This window comes from Glutamicibacter sp. AOP5-A2-18, from assembly GCF_052446055.1.
In the GTDB taxonomy this organism is placed as follows: Bacteria; Actinomycetota; Actinomycetes; order Actinomycetales; family Micrococcaceae; genus Glutamicibacter.
Map to the genome: position 1 here is coordinate 2,176,144 of NZ_JBQSVW010000001.1, position 15,013 is coordinate 2,191,156.

The 15,013-nt window shown below is 54.6% G+C and carries 12 protein-coding genes; 3 read left to right on the forward strand and 9 right to left on the reverse strand.

The annotated features are described in order from the left end of the window. Nucleotides 1-39 precede the first annotated feature (39 nt). Nucleotides 40-396: a hypothetical protein gene (locus ACT3RW_RS10380; protein ID WP_444613678.1), complete on the forward strand. Its 357-nt coding sequence runs from the start codon at nt 40-42 to the stop codon at nt 394-396. A gap of 33 nt (nt 397-429) precedes the next feature. Here the strand turns inward: ACT3RW_RS10380 and ACT3RW_RS10385 are convergent, their stop codons facing one another. The 3 genes from ACT3RW_RS10385 to glnA are packed head-to-tail and all read right to left on the reverse strand — an operon-like array spanning nt 430 to nt 5,349. Continuing rightward, nucleotides 430-900: a DUF1990 family protein gene (locus ACT3RW_RS10385; RefSeq protein WP_444614635.1), complete on the reverse strand. Its 471-nt coding sequence runs from the start codon at nt 898-900 to the stop codon at nt 430-432. A gap of 28 nt (nt 901-928) precedes the next feature. Further along, nucleotides 929-3,955: a bifunctional [glutamine synthetase] adenylyltransferase/[glutamine synthetase]-adenylyl-L-tyrosine phosphorylase gene (locus ACT3RW_RS10390; protein WP_444613679.1), complete on the reverse strand. Its 3,027-nt coding sequence runs from the start codon at nt 3,953-3,955 to the stop codon at nt 929-931. A 53-nt stretch (nt 3,956-4,008) separates the two neighbouring features. Then, nucleotides 4,009-5,349, reverse strand: a complete 1,341-nt coding sequence (gene glnA / locus ACT3RW_RS10395) for a type I glutamate--ammonia ligase (protein ID WP_131088544.1) — start codon at nt 5,347-5,349, stop codon at nt 4,009-4,011. 137 nt (nt 5,350-5,486) lie between these two features. Here glnA and panB point away from each other — a divergent pair, with 137 nt between their 5' ends. After that, the gene (gene panB, locus ACT3RW_RS10400) at nt 5,487-6,323 is read left to right on the forward strand and encodes a 3-methyl-2-oxobutanoate hydroxymethyltransferase (RefSeq protein ID WP_444613680.1); all 837 of its coding nucleotides are present in this window, start codon (nt 5,487-5,489) and stop codon (nt 6,321-6,323) included. A 123-nt stretch (nt 6,324-6,446) separates the two neighbouring features. On the opposite strand, the gene ACT3RW_RS10405 is transcribed toward panB, so the two are convergent. Beyond that, nucleotides 6,447-6,641, reverse strand: coding sequence for an SPOR domain-containing protein (locus tag ACT3RW_RS10405; protein ID WP_131088546.1), 195 nt, complete (start codon nt 6,639-6,641; stop codon nt 6,447-6,449). A gap of 134 nt (nt 6,642-6,775) precedes the next feature. Between ACT3RW_RS10405 and map the strand changes: the two genes are divergently transcribed. Further along, complete coding sequence (map, locus tag ACT3RW_RS10410) at nt 6,776-7,651, forward strand: type I methionyl aminopeptidase (RefSeq protein WP_131088547.1); 876 nt, start codon at nt 6,776-6,778, stop codon at nt 7,649-7,651. Between the two features lie 80 nt (nt 7,652-7,731). On the opposite strand, the gene nrdR is transcribed toward map, so the two are convergent. The 5 genes from nrdR to lspA form a co-directional block, all read right to left on the reverse strand. After that, the gene (nrdR, locus tag ACT3RW_RS10415; protein ID WP_131088548.1) at nt 7,732-8,220 is read right to left on the reverse strand and encodes a transcriptional regulator NrdR; all 489 of its coding nucleotides are present in this window, start codon (nt 8,218-8,220) and stop codon (nt 7,732-7,734) included. Between the two features lie 82 nt (nt 8,221-8,302). Beyond that, complete coding sequence (hisD, locus tag ACT3RW_RS10420; protein ID WP_444613681.1) at nt 8,303-9,655, reverse strand: histidinol dehydrogenase; 1,353 nt, start codon at nt 9,653-9,655, stop codon at nt 8,303-8,305. Between the two features lie 69 nt (nt 9,656-9,724). Beyond that, entirely contained in the window at nt 9,725-13,288 is a 3,564-nt protein-coding gene (gene dnaE / locus ACT3RW_RS10425; RefSeq protein ID WP_444613682.1) for a DNA polymerase III subunit alpha, read from the reverse strand. Between the two features lie 111 nt (nt 13,289-13,399). Continuing rightward, complete coding sequence (locus ACT3RW_RS10430) at nt 13,400-14,341, reverse strand: RluA family pseudouridine synthase (RefSeq protein ID WP_444614636.1); 942 nt, start codon at nt 14,339-14,341, stop codon at nt 13,400-13,402. Next, entirely contained in the window at nt 14,341-14,910 is a 570-nt protein-coding gene (gene lspA / locus ACT3RW_RS10435) for a signal peptidase II (protein ID WP_444613683.1), read from the reverse strand. The genes ACT3RW_RS10430 and lspA overlap by 1 nt, the downstream gene beginning before the upstream one ends. Nucleotides 14,911-15,013 lie beyond the last annotated feature (103 nt).

Below are 15,013 nucleotides of genomic sequence, written 5' to 3' on the forward strand. Positions count from 1 at the left end.
TGTCATTGTTAGTCTGTAAACATGGATATTTCCGATTGGGTGAGCGTACAACGTGAAGACGGCGAGACGGTAGGCTACCTCCAACCTGTCACGCCCGACTACTCTCTAGTGATCCCCCGCAATATCTTGGGACACGCAATCGCTGAACCACACGAATATTCTGCAGCTGAATACCTTTTGGAAGAACGCGGCATCGCTGAGCTGATGAGTAACTGGAGACTTGATGCTCAAGAACAAGAGAAGACAGAAGAACTCACAATCCTAGAGGTCTCACCTCTCGGCATTGTGTTGGCTAACGCTCTGCGAGTCAAAGCTTTGGAAGCTACCGAACGGATCCACGTGATGTGGCCAGACGTGGAGCAAAGGCTCACAGTTACAACAAAAAGCCACCGGTAGCCAAAGAGGCTTTTGCCCCTACTCCCCTCTGACCTATGAAGGTTCTCTAAGCAACGCTGTGGCGTAGCGACGGCGTGTGTACTTCTGCGCAAGCAACAGTAACGGGAATATTATTCGCCAGTGCAGATGATCTGATGGAGCTGTCAGTGAGCGGATCACTAAGAAGATGCCGGCCTGTTCACGAACGAGAATGAACGCCTCTTCCCCACTGACAGGGTGGCCTGACAGTGTCTTGTAGGCAATGCCAACAGGTGAACTTTCCTCGATGACATCCACGACTTCGATAGGTTCGTCGATGCTCATCGGTCCCAGCCTGACACGTAATTCAGGGTGTGCACCGATAGCTACTCGTGGTTCCCCGGTAACGGTAAAACCGCTTCGTGTCTTGATTTTCCAGTGGAGTAAAGCATCACAGCCGCGTTCCCAGAGCATTTCACCAGAGCCAAGATAGATCTTGCGTTCCCAGCGTCGATAGCCGGCCGGAGCAGTTGTCCACTGATTCAGTTGGAAGCTGGGTCAAAGACACTTTGAGCTAGTCTTCAAAACCGTAGAAGAGCAGTTCAAAGATGCTTCGCGCGTGACGAGTCGCCCTAAGGTAATCTTCTTCGAGCTCGACGCCGAAGTGCGGCTCGTAACCACACCATCGGGCCACGGCTTCCATATCCCGCGACGAGCTTGGCAAAACATCGCTTGAACGCCCGGAGGTAATGATCTCAGCGCTACGAATGCGCGTGGCTAGACGCCAGGCATTCGCTAACTGTTCAGCATCATCTTCCGTGATTAGTTCAATCTTTGCCAGCTCTTCTAGCGCCTTCAAGGTTGAGGTTGTGCGCAGCGATTCGTGCTGCCAGGCATACTGAAGCTGATAGAACTGCACCAGCCATTCAATATCCGACAGTGAACCGCGACCCAATTTTAGATGCCTGTTGGGATCTGCGCCGCGAGGAAGTCGTTCAGATTCAACACGAGCTTTGATCTTACGAATGTCGCGAATTTCGCTCTCTTCCAGTCCCTTACCGTAGCGAACAGGTTTGATCAACGCGATAAAATCATCGGCCAGTACAGCATCCCCAGCGAAGGGACGCGCTCTTTGCAAAGCTTGGCGTTCCCATACTTCTGCCCATCGTGCGTAGTAGGAAGCGTAGGCGTCGATGGAACGCACCAAGATCCCCTGTCTCCCTTCGGGACGAAGATCAGAATCCACCTTGAGTTTTACTTCAGCAGGAATTGCTGGCTTCAGCGGCTTCGAGGTCCACGAGATCAACTCAGTGACTACTCGCAGTGCTTGTTCCTGAGCAGCTTGAGCTGGCGCACCAGGAACGGAACGCTGGACAAATAGGACATCTGCGTCAGATCCATAACCAATTTCTCGACCACCTTGTCGACCCATCGCAATGACCGAAATAACCGCCTGCACACCGTGCTTTTCTTGATCCGCGCTCAACAGAACCCTTAGCACGCCGTCAATCATCGCTCCATCGATGTTCGACAGTGCCTGACCGACCTCGTCAACCGTGAGCAGTCCTGCGCCATCGGCCAGAGCCACACGCAAGAACTCACGCCGTCGCACCATGCGAATCATCCTGATTGCGCTCTCTGGCTGCTTGGTGCGGTGAATGATCGACTGGTTTTGCTGTAAGAGACTCTCAAGGCTCTGCGGTGCCAAGGATGCATCCGAACCCAGCCAGGCGGCCGCTGCAGGCTCATTGGCAAGCAGGTCCGTCAGGAAGCGGGTGTTGGACAATAAATGGCTCAGGCGCTCGGCTGCGGCGTTAGTATCACGCAGCATGCCCAAGAACCAGTGCGTCTTACCTAAGGATTCACTGAGTCGGCGGAATCCAAGCAACCCTGCGTCCGGGTCAACACCACGAGCAAACCAGTCCAATAGCACCGGTAGCAGTTGTCGTTGCAGCGAGGACCTGCGAGACACTCCACCGGTCAACGCTTCAATGTGGCGCATAGCGGCTTTAGGGTCAAGATAACCTAGGGCACGCAAACGCGCTTGGGCCGACTCAGCAGTCAGCCTGACGTCATCAGCGGAGAGGTTGGAACTGCTGACCAACAGTGGACGGTAGAAGATCCGTTCATGAAGCGAACGCACCATACGCTTGGTCTCGTTCCAGCGGCGCATCAGCTTTTCTGGGCTGGTCGGCTGAAGGTCCCCTGCGCCTCGAATGGAGCGCGCCAGAATTCGCTGCGCAGATTCGGCCCGTGGCATAAGGTGCGTACGGCGTAGCTGGCTGAGCTGGATACGGTGCTCTAATAAACGTAAAAAGCGGTAGGAATCATCAAAGTTTGTCGCATCTTCACGGCCAATGTAACCAATATTGCTCAGTGCGTGAATTGCTAGTGTGGTCGTCGGAATTTGAATGTCCCGGTCAACTCGCCCATGCACCAGCTGCAGCAACTGCACGGTGAATTCCACGTCGCGCAAGCCGCCAGGACCGAGCTTGATCTGCCAGGCAATATCATCTTTGGAAATGTTGTCGCTGACTCGTCGACGCATCGCCTGTACTGATTCAACAAATCCATCACGCTCTGAGCTGGACCACACCATGGGCGAAACCATGCGCTCATAAGAGCGACCCAACTCCTGGTCACCGGCAATGCAACGGGCTTTAAGTAGTGCCTGGAATTCCCAAGAATGAGCCCAACGACGATAGTAGGCTTCGTGGGATGACAAGGTGCGGGTTAGCGCGCCGTCTTTGCCTTCGGGACGCAGGTTGGCGTCGACTTCCCAGAGCATTGGTTCAGGGCCCGGAACCATCAAAGCTCGTGCGGTATTTCCGCACAGGACCGTGGCGATAGCGGAAGCTAGATCATCCTCGATACCCGGGGCAGAACCGTGCACATAAATGACGTCCACATCAGAGATGTAGTTCAGTTCGCGAGCACCACATTTACCCATCCCAATGATGGAGACCTTCACGCGGTCCACGTCTTGCGCATCATACTGTTCGGCAGCTTCAGCGCGGGCTATAGCCAGCGCACCTTCCAATGCTGCCCCAGCCATATCGGCTAATTCGGCGGCCACGTTGGGTAGGATCCGTTGCGGGTTGCTGGCCCCAAGATCTCGATGAGCTAGCGCAAGTAATGCCTTGCGGTAACTGGTGCGCAATCGCTGGCGGCCCTCGGCTCCAGTGAATGAGGAAACCCAGTGACCACCAGTTGTACGCTTGGCATCAATTGATGCCAGCATGCTCTCCACTAGATGTTCAGGCGTAGCTTGCTCAAACTCAGTGCAAGGTGCGGTGCGCACCGTCTCCAGTGCCTCGGGACAACGAATCAGGAACTCACCAAGCGCTGAGGAACTGCCAAGCAGTCTAACCAAGCCCTGGCAGGTTTCAGGATCCGAGAAAATCTTGATTGCCTCGGGATGACGATCCACTAAGCGCAACGCCAAGAGCAATGACTGATCAGGATCTGGAGCATGGGCCATCTTGCTCACGATCAGCTTCGGATCAATCGGGTCGAGCTCCGGTGATTGCAGGAACTTTTTGGCCCGTTCGATATCGCTGAAACCAGCGTTGATCAATGATCGTGAGGATACGTCTGGCATGGTGATTCTTATATCTTCCACAAATCGCCGCGTGCAAGCACGCGGCGATTTCTCTAGAGGGTACTCAGATTCTTGGTGAGCTCGAACGGGGTGACTACCTGACGGTATTCTTCCCATTCAGCTTTTTTATTAGAGATGAAGGAGTTGAAAACCTGCTCGCCGAGGATCTCGGCCATGAGCTCGGATTCCTCCATCACGCGCAGTGCTTCGTGCAAGCTACCTGGCAGCGGAACGTGCCCTGAGGCGCGACGTTCTGCGGTGGACAGGTTCCACACGTCATCTTCGGTTGGCTCCTCCAGCTCATAGCCGTCGCGGATACCCTTCAGACCTGCACCAAGCAGGCAAGCGTAGGCGAGGTATGGGTTGGCTGCCGAGTCAATGCCACGGTATTCAACGCGAGCGCTCTGACCCTTGCCTGGCTTGTACAGCGGAACGCGTAGCAGTGCCGAACGGTTGTTGTGACCCCACGAGCGGTGGCTCGGAGCTTCTCCCCCGCCCCACAGGCGCTTGTACGAGTTCACGTACTGGTTGGTCACCGCGGTCATCTCTGGTGCGTGGTGCAAAATACCCGCAATAAACGAGCGTGCTACGTCAGAGAGCTGGTATTCACGACCGGCTTCGAAGAAGGCATTGCTGTCTCCTTCAAAGAGCGAGAAGTGAGTGTGCATGCCGCTACCTGGATGTTCTGAGAACGGCTTCGGCATGAAGGTTGCGTGAATGCCCTTTTGCATCGCCATCTCTTTGATGACGGTACGGAAGGTCATGATGTTATCTGCAGTCTGCAATGCGTCCGCGTAACGAAGGTCGATTTCGTTCTGGCCTGGGCCGGTCTCGTGGTGCGAGAACTCTACGGAAATACCCAAAGCTTCAAGCGTCGTTACCGAAGCACGGCGGAAGTCCTGGCCAACGCCATCCGGCACGTGGTCAAAGTAGCCACCGGTGTCGATTGGCTGTGGACGCCCGTTGGCGTCAAGCTGATCGTCTTTGAGGAGGTAAAACTCAATTTCAGGGTGCGTATAGCAGGTGAAGCCCATGTTGGATGCTTCGGTGAGCTGTCGCTTGAGAACCTGACGAGGATCCGCGTTGGACGGCTGACCTTCTGGGGTCAGGATGTCGCAGAACATTCGGGAAGTCGGTTCGACTTCACCGCGCCATGGCAAGATCTGGAAGGTTGATGGATCCGGCTGAAGCAACATGTCGGATTCTGAGATTCGTGACAGGCCGTCAATTGACGAACCGTCGAAGCCCAGACCCTCTTCAAAGGCGTCTTCAACTTCAGCAGGCGCCAACGCAACGGATTTCAGTGAACCAACTACGTCGGTAAACCACATTCGCACAAATCGAACGTCACGTTCTTCAATGGTGCGCAGCACAAATTCCTGCTGACGATCCATTATCCACCACCTTTGGATTTCTGATATCCGGACCTGATCACGGCCGGTAAGAAAAATTGACCTGTGGCAACACTATATCGGTTCCGGCCGGGCCGATGGACAAGCATCGCCCAGTCCAAGTGCGATAAAGTCATTTTATGCCTCAACCATACCTAGGGAATCCTGATAAAGGCCCGTCCCGCATCCGAATTCATCACCTTCAGCAGGCAAAAGATCGCGGCGAAAAATTCGCGATGTTAACTGCCTATGACGTAATGATGGCCGAAATTTTTGATTCAGCAGGAATTGAGATCCTGCTGGTTGGCGATTCTGCAGCAAATACCGTGCTTGGCTACAGTTCAACGTTGCCGATCACGCTGGATGAAATGTTGGTGTTCACCAAGGCCGTTGCCAACGGCACCAAACGTGCCATGGTTGTCGCCGATCTGCCTTTCGGAAGTTACGAGCAATCCCCCGCACAGGCCGTCGAGTCCGCAGTGCGCCTTTTGAAAGAGGGCGGCGCCCACGCCGTGAAGATGGAGGGAACCGCGCAGTACGCTGCACATGTGAAAGCCATGGTCCTCGCTGGCGTTCCGGTCATCGGTCATATCGGTTTCACCCCGCAAGCAGAGCACGCATTGGGTGGTTACCGCGTACAAGGTCGCGGTGATGCTGTGGAACAGATGAAAACCGATGCATTGGCTTTCCAAGACGCTGGAGCTTTTGCCATCCTCATCGAAATGGTGCCAAGTGATGCGGCAGCGCAAGTTGATGCCGCGTTGCGCGTCCCGACCGTCGGCATTGGCGCCGGTTCAGCCACTACCGGACAGGTATTGGTGTGGCAGGACATGCTGGGCCTAGGTGAGCGACGCACTCCGCGCTTCGTCAAAAAGTATGCAGATCTTCGCAGCGTAGTTGGACAGGCTGTCAGCGAGTACCACCAAGACGTCCTGAACGGATCATTCCCATCCGCTGAATACGAATTCAAAGAGTAGTATCGCGGCCTAGAACTATCTATGCCTAGAACTAACTAAGGCGATGGCGGAACAGGTGATTACTCACTTGTTCCGCCACCGCCTTAGTTGTGCACGATCGCTGCATCCGTTAGGAGCGAACGACTACTGCTCGTCTTCCTCGGATTCGTCCCACGCTTCGTTGCGTGCCTGCACCTTGGTCATAGCAGCTTCGGCTTCGGCAGCAGTTTCGTAAGGGCCCAACAACTGCGACCAATCAGACTGTGGTCCCTTTTCCACACTCTTGGTGGAAACGTTGTACCAGTATTGTCCTTCATCAGGGGTGCCAGCTGAACTCATCGCAAACTCCTTAATTCTAGGTTCGTACGTCCACTTACACGTTAGCCCAGCAACCAGAAAATAGGTGGAACACCACCTACAAGTTGGCCAGAAACGCGCCAGGCTAAAACCTGCATGAAGCTAGAATTAGTTTCATGGCTACTGCTGCAACTGCACCAATTGGAAACTTGACCGCTGGCACCGTCTCCCCCGAGCTTCCGGTGCCCAAACACATCGAACGGCCTGAGTACGTTGGCAAAAAAGAGCCTTCGGAGAACTCCGCTTCAGAAGTGAAGAGCCCCGAGGTTATCGAACGTATCCGTGTTGCTTCTCGAATTGCGGCTCAAGCTCTTGAAGAAGTTGGTAAGGCCTGCCAGCCCGGAATTACCACCGATGCGCTGGACCGACTCGGTCACGAGTTCCTCATGGACCACAACGCTTACCCATCCACCTTGGGTTACCGCGGCTTCCCCAAGTCCCTTTGCTCCTCACTGAACGAAGTCATCTGCCATGGCATCCCTGATACCACCGTGCTGCAAGATGGTGACATCATCAACATTGATATCACTGCGTACATTGGTGGAGTTCACGGCGATAACAACGCGACATTCCTCGTTGGTGACGTTGATGAAGAATCGCGTCTATTGGTAGAACGCACTGAAAATTCACTCAAGCGTGCCATCAAGGCTGTGATGCCAGGACGTGAAATCAACGTCATTGGACGCAGTATCGAGACCTACGCCAAGCGGTTTGGCTACGGGGTTGTCAAAGACTTTACCGGCCACGGTGTGGGCGAATCCTTCCACTCCGGCCTGATCATCCCGCACTATGATGCGGCTCCTGCCTACAACACGTTGATTGAGCCGGGCATGGTCTTCACCATCGAGCCAATGTTGACCTTGGGCACCATTGACTGGGATATGTGGGCCGATGATTGGACTGTCACCACCAAGGACAAGAAGCGCACCGCTCAGTTTGAGCACACGCTGCTGGTGACCGACGACGGTGCAGAGATCCTAACCCTGCCGTAAGGTCTCTGTCTAAGAAAAAGCGAATGCCGGTATTCAAACCAAGGTTTGAATACCGGCATTCGCGTTAATAAGCGTTGAGTCTATTCTGCGGTCAATGGACGCTGAGTACCCTGAGGCGTAGTACTTCGTCGATCGCGCAGACGTCCAATGGCGCTTTCGAAGTCCGAGAGCGACTGGAAGTTGTGATAAACACTGGCAAAGCGCAGGTAAGCCACTTCGTCCAAACGCGAGAGCGGCTCCAAAATTGCAAGCCCAACCTGATGCGCAGGAATTTCTGCCGCACCTGAGGTACGCACGGCCTCTTCCACTTCCTGTGCCAGAACGGCAAGGTCGTGGTCAGTAACTGGGCGCCCTTGGCAAGCCTTACGCACACCATTGATCACCTTGTTGCGGGAGAACGGTTCCACAGCACCTGACTGCTTAAGAACACTCAAGCTCGCGGTCTCGGTGGTGGTGAAGCGTCGAGAACACGCTGTGCACTGGCGACGGCGACGGATTGACACGCCGTCGTCAGCAACTCGGCTGTCGACCACGCGGGAATCTGCGTTACGGCAATACGGGCAATTCATGGCACCTCCGTCTTTGGCCAGTGAAGCATTCTCGATTACGCGGGCGACGAGAATCCACTCATGTCACCTACAAGTTTAGCGCCTAATGAGCGTTTCGTACTGCTACCGCGTCACCGTGCGCTGGTAGGTCCTCCGCGTTGGCCAGATTGATCACGTGGGCAGCGACATCGCTCAGCGCGGCCTCGCTGTAATTAATGACCTGAATAGCTTTTAAGAAGGTATTCACGTTCAGTCCCGATGCGTGGACAGCGGTGCCGTTGGTAGGCAGTACGTGATTCGAACCGGCGCAGTAGTCCCCCAAAGACACTGGCGCGTAGGAGCCGACAAATACGGCGCCGGCCGCGGTAATGCGCGCTGCCGTGGCTTGCGGATCCTGCACCATGATTTCGAGGTGTTCGGCCGCGTAAGCGTTGGCAACTTCAATGCCCTGTTCCAAATCCTTGATCAGGATAATGGCGGACTGGGTTCCCGACAGTGCCTCACAGACTCGCTGCGAGTGCTTGGTGTTCGCTACCTGGCCTACTAGTTCACCACGAACTGCACTGGCCAACTTTTCGGAATCAGTAATCAATACTGCTGCCGCGTTAGCGTCGTGTTCAGCCTGCGAGATCATGTCGGCGGCAACAAACTTTGCACTGGCGGTGTCATCAGCCAAGATCGCAATTTCCGTAGGACCAGCCTCGGCGTCGATACCCACAACACCCTTAACCAGTCGCTTTGCGGTAGCGACAAAAACGTTGCCCGGACCGGAAATCACGTCAACAGGTTCGATACCACCGCGTTGATCATTTTCAACCTCCACACCATAGGCGAAAGCCGCAACAGCTTGGGCACCACCCATTGCGTGAACCTCATCAATGCCCAGTAACTTAGCTGCAGCCAAGATGGTTGGGTGTGGCAAGCCACCAAATTCTTTTTGTGGTGGGCTGGCCAAAGCTAGTGAACTAACCCCTGCGGCCTGCGCCGGCACGGTATTCATAATGACTGACGATGGGTACACCGCAAGACCACCAGGTACGTAGAGACCTACACGACGCACAGCAACCCAGCGTTGGGTGACGGTGGCACCATTTGAGTAACCGACCTCGGTATCCTGCGGGCGCTGGGCAGCAGCAAAGACGCGTGCGCGAGCGATGGATTCTTCCAGTGCTTCACGAACCAGAGGATCCAGTTCTGCAAGAGCTCGATCCAGCTCATGCTGTGGCACGCGGGTGTGTTCCAGTTCCACATGATCAAAGCGCTTGGCAAGCTCCTTAAGCGTTTCCATGCCACGAGCTCGAACGTCATCGATGATGCCTTGAACCGCAACGGTTGCCGTCTGCGTGTTCATTTCGGGGCGTGGAAGGTGTGCCTTGAGCTGCGCATAGCTCAGGGTTTCATTGCGCCAGTCGATAGTGGCGAGGTCTGAAAATTCGGTGTCTTCAATAGTGCTCACACATCAAGCTTAACGCCGATGACCGGGCGAGGTTTTATTGATTACCTCACCCGGTCACTAAAACTGTGCTTACACGTCCAAACAATGCGGGCCGAGCAGCACCTTGAGGTCCCCAAACAGGGCTGGATTCGGATTAACTCGGAAGTTCATTCCCAGTCGCATCAATGAGGTACCGCGGCTACCGGTGAGCTTAACGCGCACTTCGGTATTGCCACTATGGGTGCGAAGTACATCGCCCAGTCGTTGCACCAGTGATTCAGTAGCCTTGTGCGTTGGAATGCCAATGACCACTGGACCGCCGTTGGCGTCCTCGGAAATTTCCGGGATCATCATCTCTTGTGCGTTGAGCGTGATTGATCCATCATCGCGTCGCTGGACGCGTCCCTTGATGACCACGAGCAGGTCATCGGCCAGGATCTCGGCAATCGGCTGGTAGGCCTGCCCGAAGAACATCACTTCCATCGAGCCCGAAAGATCTTCGATTTCACAGCGCGCGTACGGGTTGCCACTCTTCTTGGCAATTCGACGCTGCAATCCGGAAATCATGCCCGCGATGGAAATGATGTGCCCATCTTGAGGTCCATCATCAGAAAGTACGTGGGTGACAGGCATATCCGCATATTGGTCAAGCGCTGAGCCCAAACCCTGCAACGGGTGATCAGATACGTATAGTCCGAGCATGTCACGCTCGTAGGCGAGCTTTTCCTTCTTGTCCCAGTCCGGCAGGTCTGGGATGGCAACATTCATCGATTCTGAAGCTTCGTCAGAACCCAACGCACTGAAGAGGTCAAACTGGTTGGCTGCTTCGTTGCGCTTCACCTGAATCACCGAGTCGACGGCTTCTTCGTGGATCGCTACCAGGGCTCGACGCGGATGCTTCAGCGAGTCAAAGGCGCCGGCTTTGATCAGTGATTCAATGGTTCGCTTGTTGCAAACTACTGCTGGAACCTTGCTCAGGAAGTCACTGAAGTCGTTGTAGTTTCCCTTTTCTTTACGGGCCTCGACGATGCCGGCCACGGCGTTGGTACCAACGTTTCGAATAGCGCCCATACCAAAGCGGATGTCCTTACCCACTGGGGTAAAGTTCAGCGCCGATTCGTTAACATCCGGTGGCAAAACGGTGATGCCGATGTGGCGACATTCGTTCAGGTACAGCGCAAGCTTGTCTTTGTCGTCACCAACCGAGGTCAGCAGCGCCGCCATGTATTCGGCAGGGTAATGCGCTTTGAGGTATGCGGTCCAGTAGGAAACCACACCATAGGCGGCCGAGTGGGCTTTGTTGAAGGCGTAGTCCGAGAATGGAAGCAGAATATCCCACAGCGTCTTCACCGCAGCGTCGGAATACCCGTTGTCGTTCATACCCTGTTTGAAGCCTGCAAACTGCTTATCCAGTTCAGACTTCTTCTTTTTACCCATGGCACGGCGCAAAATATCTGCCTGACCCAGGGAGTACCCGGCCAGCTTCTGCGCGATCGCCATAACCTGCTCTTGGTAAACGATCAGGCCATAGGTTCCACCGAGGATATCGGCCAGTGGCTCTTCAAGCTCAGGGTGGATCGGGGTAACTTCCTGCAGACCCGTTTTGCGCAAGGCATAGTTGGTGTGCGAGTTAGCACCCATGGGGCCTGGACGGTAAAGCGCGATAACTGCGGAGATGTCTTCAAAGTTATCCGGGCGCATCATTTTCAGCAGCGAGCGCATCGGACCGCCATCAAGCTGGAACACGCCTAGCGTGTCACCGCGAGCTAGCAGGTTATAAGCCTCGACATCTTCAATGCCCAGGGTTTCCAGATCGATTTCGTCGCCGGTGTTGTACCGGACGTTTTCCAAAGCATCGGAAATGATGGTGAGGTTACGCAGACCCAAGAAGTCCATCTTGATCAGGCCTAGGCCTTCACAGGTTGGGTAATCGAACTGCGTGATGACCTGTCCGTCTTGGATACGGCGCATAATTGGGACCACATCAATGATGGGATCAGAACTCATGATGACGCCGGCCGCGTGCACGCCCCATTGTCGCTTTAGACCTTCAAGGCCCTTGGCAGTTTCAAAGACGCGGGCAGCTTCCGGGTCATTAGCGACCAGGTTACGGAAATCCCCAGCTTCGGAATAACGCTTAGCTTCGGGGTTTTCAATATCGTTCAGGGCAATATCCTTGGCCATCACCGCTGGCGGTAGGGCCTTGGTTAGGGTTTCACCCATGCTGAAGGGATAGCCCAGCACACGCGAGGAATCCTTCAGCGCCTGTTTGGTCTTGATCGAACCATAGGTAACGATCATGGATACACGTTCATCGCCATACTTCTCGGTCACGTACTTGATGACCTCAGAACGGCGGCGATCATCGAAGTCGACGTCGAAGTCGGGCATGGAAACACGTTCAGGGTTCAAGAAACGCTCGAAGATCAAACCATGGACCAGTGGGTCCAAGTCCGTAATACGCATAGCGTAAGCAACCATCGAACCTGCACCAGAACCACGTCCTGGACCAACGCGAATTCCGTTGCTCTTGGACCAGTTGATGAAGTCCGCAACAACCAGGAAGTAACCCGGGAAACCCATCTTGATGATGACATCAAGCTCGTAGTCCGCCTGCTTGCGTGAAGCTTCGGGAATTCCGTCCGGGTACCGGTAGTGAAGACCCCTGTCGACTTCCTTGATCAGCCAGCTGGTTTCATCCTCGCCTGGCGGGCAAGGGAACTTTGGCATGTAGTTGGCGTTGGTATCAAAGTCGACTTCAACGCGGTCTGCGATAGCTAGGGTGTTGTCACAGGCTTCGGGGAATTCCTTGAAAAGTTCGCGCATTTCTCGCGCACTCTTGAGGTAGTAGCCGGTGCCGGAGAACGCAAAGCGGCTACCGCCTTGATCATAGGTCGGCTCATCAAGGGTCGAGCCCGAGTTGATGGCCAGCAAGGCTTCGTGAGCCTTAGCGTCTTCTTCATGGGTGTAGTGCAGGTCGTTGGTGGCAACGAGCGGAATGTCCAGTTCTTTGGCAAGACGAAGCAAGTCCTTGGTAATGCGCCGCTCGATTTCCAGCCCGTGGTCCATGATCTCGCAGAAGTAGTTCTCTTTACCAAAAAGATCTTGCAGCTCAGCAGCTGCAGCTTTGGCTGCGTCGTACTGGCCCAGACGCAATTTGGTTTGCACTTCACCCGAAGGGCAACCAGTGGTGGCGATAATGCCTTCGTGGTGTTCGTTGAGAAGCTCTCGATCCCAGCGTGGGTATTTACCAAATACGGAGTCTAGCGATGCCCGCGATGAACCTTTAAAGAGGTTGTTCATGCCTACGTTGTTATAGGACAGGAGCGTCATGTGGTTATACAGACCACCACCGGAAACGTCGTCGCCTTTTTGCGACTCGTCGGTACGCCACTTCACACGGGTTTTATCGTTACGGGCAGTGCCCGGAGTGACATACGCTTCGACGCCAATGATGGGCTTGACCCCAGCGCCGGTGGCTTGCCTCCAGAAGTCGAAGGCCCCGAAGAGATAGCCGTGATCCGTAATCGCCAGGGACTCCATGCCTTGACGATTAGCCTCAGCAAAAAGTTCGCCGAGTCGGGCAGCACCGTCCAGCATGGAATATTCGGTGTGGGTATGAAGATGAACAAATCCGTCGCGTGTAGCACTCACCCAAACAGTCTAACGACTCTTCGGGACCCTTTGGGTCACCACAGCCCACCCGGTGGCTGTGGTTATCCCGACAGGTTGCCTCTGGCACGGCGAGGTGCCATGCGATCTGCTTTAGTAGTCGCCTTCGCGTAGCAACTCAAGGGCACCGTCAAGGTCTGTTGGGTAGTCACTTTCGTATTCAACCCACTGCCCAGACACGGGGTGACTGAAGCCCAATCGCTTGGCATGTAGCCACTGCCGAGTCAAGCCCAGAGCTGCCCCGAGCTTGGGATCTGCACCGTAGGTTTGGTCTCCGGCGCAGGGGTGTCCAAAGGCGGAGAAGTGCACACGGATCTGGTGTGTTCGACCGGTCTCCAAATGAACTTCAACCAGTGAAGCACGACTAAAAGCTTCGATGACCTTGTAGTGGGTCACCGATTGGCGTCCGCCTTCAAGGACGGCGAACTTCCAGTCATGCCCTGGGTGGCGTCCGATGGGTGCATCGATGGTGCCCTCCAGCGGATCAGGTAACCCTTGGACGACAGCGTGATAGATCTTTTTTGGGGTGCGTTCCTTGAAAGCTCGTTTCAGGGCGGTATAGGCACCCTCCGACTTTGCGACCACCATCAGTCCGCTAGTTCCAACGTCCAGACGGTGAACGATCCCCTGACGCTCTGCTGCACCCGAGGTAGAAATGTTGTAGCCCTCCGCCATGAGAGCGCCCACCACAGTGGGGCCAACCCACCCAGGAGAAGGATGGGCTGCTACGCCGACCGGCTTGTCGATGACTACATAGTCATCGTCATCAGCGATGATCTTCAGCTCTTCCACTTTCTCAACCTTAATTTCTAATGGATCACGTTGTGGCGGGATGGTCACATATAGCTGGTCACCGGCTTTAAGCTTCACAGCTTTTGAAACCGTGCGGCCATTCACTTGTATCTGTGAGTCCTTGCAAAGGCTTAGAGCAAGCGTTCGAGGAATCTGAAGGCTACGTGCCAAGTAGGCATCTAGCCGTGCCCCTACGTCGTCCGGGTCCACAAGTAGTTCGTACGTTGTCGTCTCTGAGGAAATCAAGGCTTAGGCTCCGTTTCATCCAACCCGTGGTCCTCTTCTGCTGGCGAATCTCCGATGGTTCCATCAAGGTTTCGACCGCGAATGAGCATATAAGCGACGGCGATCATCGAACAGACGATAAAGGAGTCGGCAACATTGAAGATTGCGAAGTGATTCACGGAGAACATGTCTACTACGTGACCAAATCCAAAGGCTGGGTCGCGGAAAATGCGGTCCCCTAAATTGCCTAGGACTCCGCCGAGCAAAGCGCCCAGTGCGACCGCCCAGCTGCGTACTAGTACTTTGCGGCTGAGCAGGTAAATGACGAAGACCGCTACTGCTGCTTGGAGTATGGCAAAGATGATGGTGAAGTTTTCTCCGATGGAGAATGCTGCACCAGGGTTCAAAATATAGTGAATGCTCAAGAAGCCTGGAATGACTTCAAATGATTCACCAAGATGCATGTTCTGCTCCACCGCGATCTTCACGACTTGGTCCAGTACCAAGGCGATCAGGGCAATAACTAGGCCCAGGCCCAGAAAGTTTTTGGGTGACAGGGATTTGTTCCCCGATTGAACTGCGTCCACAGTAATACCTATTGATTCCTCTTAAACGTCAACGGTGGTGCCCGGATATTATCCGTGCACCACCGTTGATCTTACTAGATAGCTAGATCAGGTTTTGACCTGT

What these genes read in the sequence shown, in the direction of transcription:
- panB (WP_444613680.1), top strand. Translation starts at nt 5,487, where the DNA reads ATGCCTCAACCATACCTAGGGAATCCTGATAAAGGCCCGTCCCGCATC.
- glnA (WP_131088544.1), bottom strand. Translation starts at nt 5,349, where the DNA reads ATGGATCGTCAGCAGGAATTTGTGCTGCGCACCATTGAAGAACGTGAC.
- ACT3RW_RS10390 (WP_444613679.1), bottom strand. Translation starts at nt 3,955, where the DNA reads ATGCCAGACGTATCCTCACGATCATTGATCAACGCTGGTTTCAGCGAT.
- ACT3RW_RS10405 (WP_131088546.1), bottom strand. Translation starts at nt 6,641, where the DNA reads ATGAGTTCAGCTGGCACCCCTGATGAAGGACAATACTGGTACAACGTT.
- nrdR (WP_131088548.1), bottom strand. Translation starts at nt 8,220, where the DNA reads ATGAATTGCCCGTATTGCCGTAACGCAGATTCCCGCGTGGTCGACAGC.
- map (WP_131088547.1), top strand. Translation starts at nt 6,776, where the DNA reads ATGGCTACTGCTGCAACTGCACCAATTGGAAACTTGACCGCTGGCACC.